Source organism: Streptomyces hydrogenans (assembly GCF_014656075.1).
In the GTDB taxonomy this organism is placed as follows: Bacteria; Actinomycetota; Actinomycetes; order Streptomycetales; family Streptomycetaceae; genus Streptomyces; species Streptomyces hydrogenans.
The window spans coordinates 76,777-83,107 of sequence record NZ_BNBS01000023.1; the positions used below are offsets into that span (position 1 = coordinate 76,777).

At 72.8% G+C, this 6,331-nt stretch carries 8 protein-coding genes and 1 pseudogene; 3 read left to right on the forward strand and 6 right to left on the reverse strand.

Features of this window, described 5'->3' with window-relative positions; translation table 11 throughout:
* Positions 1 to 66 precede the first annotated feature (66 nt).
* From IE321_RS12990 to IE321_RS13000, 3 genes are read right to left on the reverse strand one after another with little or no spacing between them, the layout of a single operon-like run.
* Complete coding sequence (locus IE321_RS12990) at positions 67 to 513, reverse strand: hypothetical protein (RefSeq protein ID WP_229916392.1); 447 nt, start codon at positions 511 to 513, stop codon at positions 67 to 69.
* Between the two features lie 56 nt (positions 514 to 569).
* The gene (locus IE321_RS12995) at positions 570 to 947 is read right to left on the reverse strand and encodes a fic family toxin-antitoxin system, toxin component (protein ID WP_190222971.1); all 378 of its coding nucleotides are present in this window, start codon (positions 945 to 947) and stop codon (positions 570 to 572) included.
* On the reverse strand, positions 947 to 1,186 hold the full coding sequence (locus IE321_RS13000; RefSeq protein WP_190222972.1) for a hypothetical protein: 240 nt from the start codon (positions 1,184 to 1,186) through the stop codon (positions 947 to 949). The genes IE321_RS12995 and IE321_RS13000 overlap by 1 nt, the downstream gene beginning before the upstream one ends.
* 154 nt (positions 1,187 to 1,340) lie before the next feature.
* Between IE321_RS13000 and IE321_RS13005 the strand changes: the two genes are divergently transcribed.
* On the forward strand, positions 1,341 to 1,865 hold the full coding sequence (locus IE321_RS13005; RefSeq protein ID WP_190222973.1) for a VOC family protein: 525 nt from the start codon (positions 1,341 to 1,343) through the stop codon (positions 1,863 to 1,865).
* A gap of 93 nt (positions 1,866 to 1,958) precedes the next feature.
* On the opposite strand, the gene IE321_RS13010 is transcribed toward IE321_RS13005, so the two are convergent.
* Positions 1,959 to 2,837 carry an NAD(P)-dependent oxidoreductase gene (locus IE321_RS13010; protein WP_190222974.1) on the reverse strand — a complete coding sequence of 293 codons (879 nt, stop codon included), beginning with the start codon at positions 2,835 to 2,837 and terminating at the stop codon, positions 1,959 to 1,961.
* Between the two features lie 139 nt (positions 2,838 to 2,976).
* Here IE321_RS13010 and IE321_RS13015 point away from each other — a divergent pair, with 139 nt between their 5' ends.
* Positions 2,977 to 3,339, forward strand: coding sequence for a winged helix-turn-helix transcriptional regulator (locus IE321_RS13015; protein WP_190222975.1), 363 nt, complete (start codon positions 2,977 to 2,979; stop codon positions 3,337 to 3,339).
* A 56-nt stretch (positions 3,340 to 3,395) separates the two neighbouring features.
* Here IE321_RS13015 and IE321_RS13020 read toward each other — a convergent pair whose 3' ends face one another.
* A complete protein-coding gene (locus IE321_RS13020) occupies positions 3,396 to 4,652 on the reverse strand; it encodes an MFS transporter (RefSeq protein ID WP_190222976.1) in 1,257 nt (418 codons plus the stop codon).
* A 138-nt stretch (positions 4,653 to 4,790) separates the two neighbouring features.
* On the opposite strand from IE321_RS13020, the gene IE321_RS13025 reads away from it, so the two are divergent.
* Positions 4,791 to 5,672: a winged helix-turn-helix transcriptional regulator gene (locus IE321_RS13025; RefSeq protein ID WP_190222977.1), complete on the forward strand. Its 882-nt coding sequence runs from the start codon at positions 4,791 to 4,793 to the stop codon at positions 5,670 to 5,672.
* 48 nt (positions 5,673 to 5,720) lie between these two features.
* Here IE321_RS13025 and IE321_RS13030 read toward each other — a convergent pair.
* Positions 5,721 to 6,331, reverse strand: a pseudogene (locus tag IE321_RS13030) (long-chain fatty acid--CoA ligase); the annotation flags it as partial.

Below are 6,331 nucleotides of genomic sequence, written 5' to 3' on the forward strand. Positions count from 1 at the left end.
CCCCGGCCCGCCCCCTGGCCCGCCGGCGCTTCCCGTCCGCGCGGGGAGGCGGACGGGAAGCGGGGGTCAGTTCGTCGCGTCCCACTCGTCGGCCGTCATGGGCCGCGCGTCCGGGTAGTGGCGTCGGATCTCGCTCAGGACCCAGGCGTCGGCCGTTCGGACGTCCCAGCTGGAGCTGTCGAACTCCCGCAGCGTGATCCTGAGTTCGTCTCCCGCGTAGCCCTCGAAGTCCGCGTCGATCGCCTGCAGATGGGGCGCGTCCATGGCCAGCAGCTCCAGGGTGGGGATGCCCGCGCCCTCCGACTCCTTCGCCATCCGCGCGAACGCGACGTGCGGCTGTTCGTCGGGGAGCCGGGCCTTCCAGGTGAGGCCGAGGCCGTAGCCGCCCAGTCGCACCAGGAGTTCGGCCAGGGTGACGTAGTGCCCACCGGGCGCGTCGGCCGCGTGCGGGGCGCTGTCCCGCCAGGCCGCGAAGGTGACCATCCGCATCGGGGGCGGTGGGGTTTCGGTCATGGGCTCGGCGCCTCGCTTCACTGTCGGGGGCTCGGAATCCGTCGACGGCCGGATGATCACGTGGCCGTGGGCCAGGTGCGCAGCAGGGCGGCGATCCTCGGGGCGGTGCAGGCGGGGTCCCTCAGCAGGTCGCGCAGGGCGACGGCGTCCTGCCGGGCGGGCCTGACCGGGATCCCGGAGGCCTCCAGATACATCACGCCCGTCGCGGCGGCCACGGCCAGGTTGGAGCGTTCGAGCCAGCGGCAGCGGCCGAGGACGTGCACCAGAGCGGCGGCGCGGGCGTACGGCCCGTCGTAGACGGGCCGGTCCAGCAGCTCGGCCCGGTGGGCGGCGACCGCGGCCACCGGGACGCCGTAGTCCTCGGGGGCCGGGTCGCCGGCTCCCGCGAGCTCCGCGACCCCCAGGATCCAGGGGACGTCGATGTGCAGGTCCATTACGCGGCGCGCGCCCCAGGGGTGCCGCCATCCGCGTCCTCGGCCTCGTCGAAGACGTCCTGGTGCTCGGCGAGGAACCGCTTCGCGGCGTCGAGACCCCGCTGCCGCAGGCCTTCCGTGTCCTCGTACACGAGGACGGCGATGTAGTCGCCGAGGCTCATCCCCCGGTCCCTGGCGCGCGCCTCCGCCAACTGCTTGATCTCGCTGTCGACGCGCGCACCCAGCTGTGTCTTCGCCATACCGGGATGGTAACAGCTGTTACCACACCACGCCGCGATCGGTGCAGCGCACACCGGTCCGTACCCTCGCACCCGATCCATCTAGGTCCCACCCTGTCCTAGTGGGCCCGTACGGTCGGTGTATCACGAGGAACCGGACGAGGGGACGAGACCGATGAACCACAGCGCACCCGAGGGTTACACCAGCGTCGCACCGTGGGTGGTCACCGACGACACCGGCGCCCTGCTCGACTTCGTCACCGCCGCGTTCGGCGGCGTGGAACTCGCACGGGTGGCGGTCGAGGACGGCACCATCGGGCACGGCGAGATCCGCATCGGCGACACCGTCGTCCAGGCCTTCGACCGACGGCCCGACTGGCCGGCGACGCCCTCGCTGCTGCGGGTCTACGTGCCGGACGCGGACGCGGCGACGGCGGCCGCGGTCCTGCACGGGGCGGAGGTGATCACCGAGGTCGCGGACAGCGCGTGGGGGGACCGCGGCGGGCGGGTGCGGGACCCGTTCGGCAACATCTGGTGGGTGACGAGCCGGGTCGAGGACGTCGCACCGGACGTGGCCTGGGAGCGCATGTCCGAACCGAAGTACGCCGAGGCGATGCGCACGGCCCAGGAGACGCTGGACATGGCGCTGAGCGGTCGGAGCTCCGGGGTGGCGAGCGCCCCGCTGCGCCCGGGGCGGTGAGGTCGGACCGGACGGCTCGCCGCCGGGTGTCCGGGCGGCCGGAGAACCGGACCGCCCCCGGTCGGGCAGTCGGCCGGCGGGCCGGACAGCCGGTCACGCCGCAGGGTGCTTGAGGCTCTCGATGATCCGCGCGAAGCCCTCCGTCCCGTGCCCGGCGTCCACCTGACGCTGGATGAGCCGCTGGACCATGGCGATCGGCTCGGCGCTCACCCCCTGCTCCTCGCTCGCCTCGACGAACAGCCGGAGGTTGGAGAACTCCAGGCTCTGCTGCCCCGGAACCCGGTAGTCCCCGCCGTCGATGACCTCGGCGTACCCCGCGAGCGCTCCGGTCATGGCGGTCAGCCACGGGGCGGCCATCTCCGCGAACCGGCCCGCAGACACCCCGGCCGGGGCGAGCAGGGCGGCACCGTGCATGAACCCGGCGAACATCACGTACATCGACGAGAGCAGCGCGAGGTCGTACAGGGACGCCAGCCCCGCGTCCTCGCCGTAGTAGGTGCTGGTCGCCCAGAGGTCGAGCAGCGCCGCGTGCTCGCGGAACACCTCTTCCGAGCCGCTGTACAGGATCGAGGCCCCCGGCAGGCCGATCATGGAGGGCACCGCCATGATGCCTCCGTCCAGATGGGCGATGCCCGCCCCCGCGGCCCAGGCGGCCAGTTCCCGCGCCTGCTCGGGCTTGGTCGTGGTCACGTTGATCAGGGTGCGCCCGGCCAGGTCGGCCACGAGCGGGTCGAGCACCTCGTGCACCGAGTCGTGGTCGAAGAGGCAGACGATCACCAGCCGGCTCGCCCGGACCGCTTCGGCGGCGGAGGCCGCCTCCGTCGCTCCTCGCGCGACCAGCTCCTCCGCCCTCCCCTTCGAGCGGTTCCACACCGTGGTCCGCAGTCCTGCCTTCACCAGGACCCCGGCGAGCGCGCCGCCCACCGCACCGAGCCCGAGAACGCTCACGTGGGTGTCGTGGTCCTGTGCCATGTCGCCGCTCCGTCACGTCGTTCGTAGAGATTCGTTGACGGCTCAATCCTCGCCAGGTTCCGTAGAGTTGGCGAGTACGGACTATTTAGTGCGGTACTCACCGGAAGGTAAGTGCCGCCCGGGCGACACGGAGGCGCGCATGGGGACGTCGGCACGGCAGGGGCCCTACTTCTGCGGGATCGACGCGGCGATGGACGTCGTCACCGGCAAGTGGAAGTCCCTGATCCTCTGGGAACTGCACGAGCACGGCACGCGCCGCTTCGCCGAGCTGCGGCGCGGGCTCCCCGGCGTCAGCGAGAAGATGCTCGTCCAGCACCTGCGGGAGATGGAGGAGGACGGCCTCGTGCACCGCGAGGTCCACCCCGTGGTGCCGCCGAAGGTCGAGTACTCGCTCACGGGGCACGGCCTCTCCCTCAACACCGCCCTGGCGTCACTGGCGGCGTGGGGGCAGGAGCGGATCCAGCGGATCGGCGCGGAGAAGGTCACGCACGAGGTCGTGTGAGCCGACGGCCGGGCGGCGCTCCGGACCTCCTCGTCCGCGCGCCGCCGAGCGGGACCTCAGGCGAGGTCGCGGTGGCGGCCCACCCCGGTGGAGAGGAGGTAGAGCGGGGGCAGGAAGGCGCCGGCGCAGACGATCCACAGGGCGGTGTGGGCACCGGTGTGGGTGGCGAGGAGACCGGCGGTGAGGGCGCCGAGCGGCATCGCGCCCCAGGAGACGAAGCGAACCGTGGCCATCACGCGGGACAGCAGCTCCGGGGGCGACTGGGTCTGCCGGTAGGTGCGGGTGGTGATCGAGCCGATGACGGTGCCGAAGGCGAAGCCGGCGTTGCCGAGGGCGAACCAGTACGCGTCCCCCGCCGACGTGGTCAGCGGGGCGAGCAGGAGCAGCGCGCCGCCGGCCAGGTCTGCGGCGATGATGCCCCATGCGGTGCCGAGGCGCGTGGTCACCCGGACCGCGACGGCGGCGCCGGCGAGCGCGCCGACCCCGTCCATCGCCAGCACGAGGCCGAGCTGGACGGCGTCGAGGCCGGCCTCGCGGACCAGGTAGAGGGGGGTGAGGGCGACGAGTGCCGCGTTGAGGAAGTTGGCGGCGGTCGCCCAGATCATGCAGGGCCGCATGACGGGGTGCTTGGTCACGTACCGCAAGCCCTCGCGCATCAGCCGGAGCGCGCTCTCGCCGGTGCGGGGCGCGGGGCGGCTCTCGGGGAGGGTGCGCAGGAGGACGGCGGAGGCCAGGTAGCTGGCGGCATCCACGACGAGGGCGCCGACGGGGCCGGTCGCGCCGATCAGGACGCCGCCGAGGGAGGGGCCGCCGGTGTCGTTGACGGCGTGGGTGCCGGACATGACGCTGTTGCGGGCGGCCAGCTGCCGGGCCGGGACGACGGCGGGCAGGAAGGTCGAGTTGCCGATGTCGAACAGCACCGTCGCCGCGCCGGTGACGAGCGCCGCGCACAGCAGGTGCGCGTAGGTGAGGCTGTCGAGCCACCACGCGAGCGGCAGCGAGCCGAGCGCCGCGAACCGTACGAGGTCGAGGGCGACCTGGAGCCGGCGGAGCGGTACGCGCTGCGCGACGACGCCCGCCGGAAGGCTCAGCAGCAGCCAGGAGACCTGGCCGGCGGCGGCGAGCAGGGCGACCTCGAAGGCGGTGGCGTCGAGGACGGTGAGGGCGACGAGCGGCAGGGCGAGGGCGGTGACGGCGGTGCCCGCGCCGCTGACGGTCGCGGCGCCCCAGTAGCGCCAGAAGACGCCCGGCGGCGAGGTCTCCTGCTCGTCGTCGCGCCGGTCCTGCTCCTGGATCACTCGTGCCCCGCTCATACGGCACCCACCCCCCGGGATTGGTCAGTCTCTTTTGGGAACTCACTCGTTCCAGGTGAGTTTCTATCGGGAACCGACCCCATGGCGCAAGATGGTCCCGATGAGCGCCGCGGTGCGCGGAGGAGTGGAGACGCTGTGATGAGGTCGGTGCCCGAGCGGGACGCGGCCTGCGCGATCGCGCAGGCCGCGGCGGTGGTCGGCGACTGGTGGAGCCTGCTCCTGATCCGGGAGACCGCGCGCGGACACCACCGGTTCGACGCGCTCCAGGAGGAGCTGGGCATCTCCCGGAAGGTGCTCACCGAGCGCCTGGCGCACCTGGTGGAGACGGGGGTCCTGGAGAAGGTCCCGTACCAGGACCGGCCGGTGCGGCACGAGTACCGGCTGACGGAGAGCGGCCGGGGACTGCTGCCGGTGCTGCTGTCGATGCAGGACTGGGCGGACCGCTGGGTCTTCGGCGACGGCTCGCTCAGCGGCACCGCCGACGAGGCGGGCACGGAGGCGCGGCGCGTCGCGGGACTGACGGGCGAGCGGCTGCCGCGCCTGGAACTGCCCGGCCACCGGGACGGCCTGCCGGTGGATCCGGTGGCCGACGCCACCGCCACCGTGCTGTTCTGCTATCCGGCGACCGGGAGCCCGGGCCCGCTGCCGGACGGCTGGGCGGGCATCCCCGGCACCGTCGGCTGCACCTTGGAGAACCGGCTCTTCCGGGACGCGTACGAGGACTTCCTCGCGGCGGGCGCGGAGGTGCGCGGCGTGAGCACCCAACGCCCGGACGAGCAGCGGGTGTTCGCCGTCGAGGAGGGCATCCCCTTCACCCTCCTCTCGGACGTCGACCTGTACCTGGCCGCCGCCCTGCGCCTGCCCACCTTCCGTGCCGGGCAGCTGCTGCGGTTGAAGCGTGCCGTCCTGGTGGTGGACCGCGACCGCACGGTGCGGCACGCGCGCTTCCCGGTGTCGGACATCCCGGCGGCGGTGGGCGAGGCGCTGGCTCAGGTACGGCGCCTGGCGGCGGAGGGCTGACGGCGGGTCTCGGGCTTCACGGACGCCCTCGCGCACGCCGGGAAGGCGTCAGGCTTCGCGGGCGCCCTCGTACATGGCCTCGACGAGATCGGCGTACGTGCGCTCGACGACGGGGCGCTTGACCTTGAGGCTGGGGGTGAGTTCGCCGTGCTCGACGTCGAGGTCGCGGGGCAGGACGGCGAACTTCTTGAGGGTCTGCCAGCGCTGGAGGTCGTCGTTGACGCGGCGGACGAAGCCCTCGACGAGGGCGTGGACCTCCGGGGAGGTGACGACGTCGGCGTAGGGGCGGCCGGCGAGGCCGTTCGTGGCGGCCCAGGGCATGATCACGCTCTCGTCGAGGGTGATCAGGGCGGTGCAGTAGTTGCGGGCGTCGCCGATGACCAGGATGTTGCTGACGAAGGGGCAGAGGGCCTTGAACCGGCCTTCGATCTCGCTGGGGGCCACGTACTTGCCGCCGGAGGTCTTGATGAGGTCCTTCTTGCGGTCGGTGATCCGGACGTAGCCGTCCTTGTCGATCTCGCCGATGTCCCCGGTGCGGTACCAGCCGTCGCGGGCCAGGACGTCGGCGGTCTTGTCGGGGAGGTTGTGGTAGCCGCGCATCAGACCGGGGCCGCGGAGCAGGATCTCGCCGTCGTCGGCGATGCGGACCTCGGTGCCGG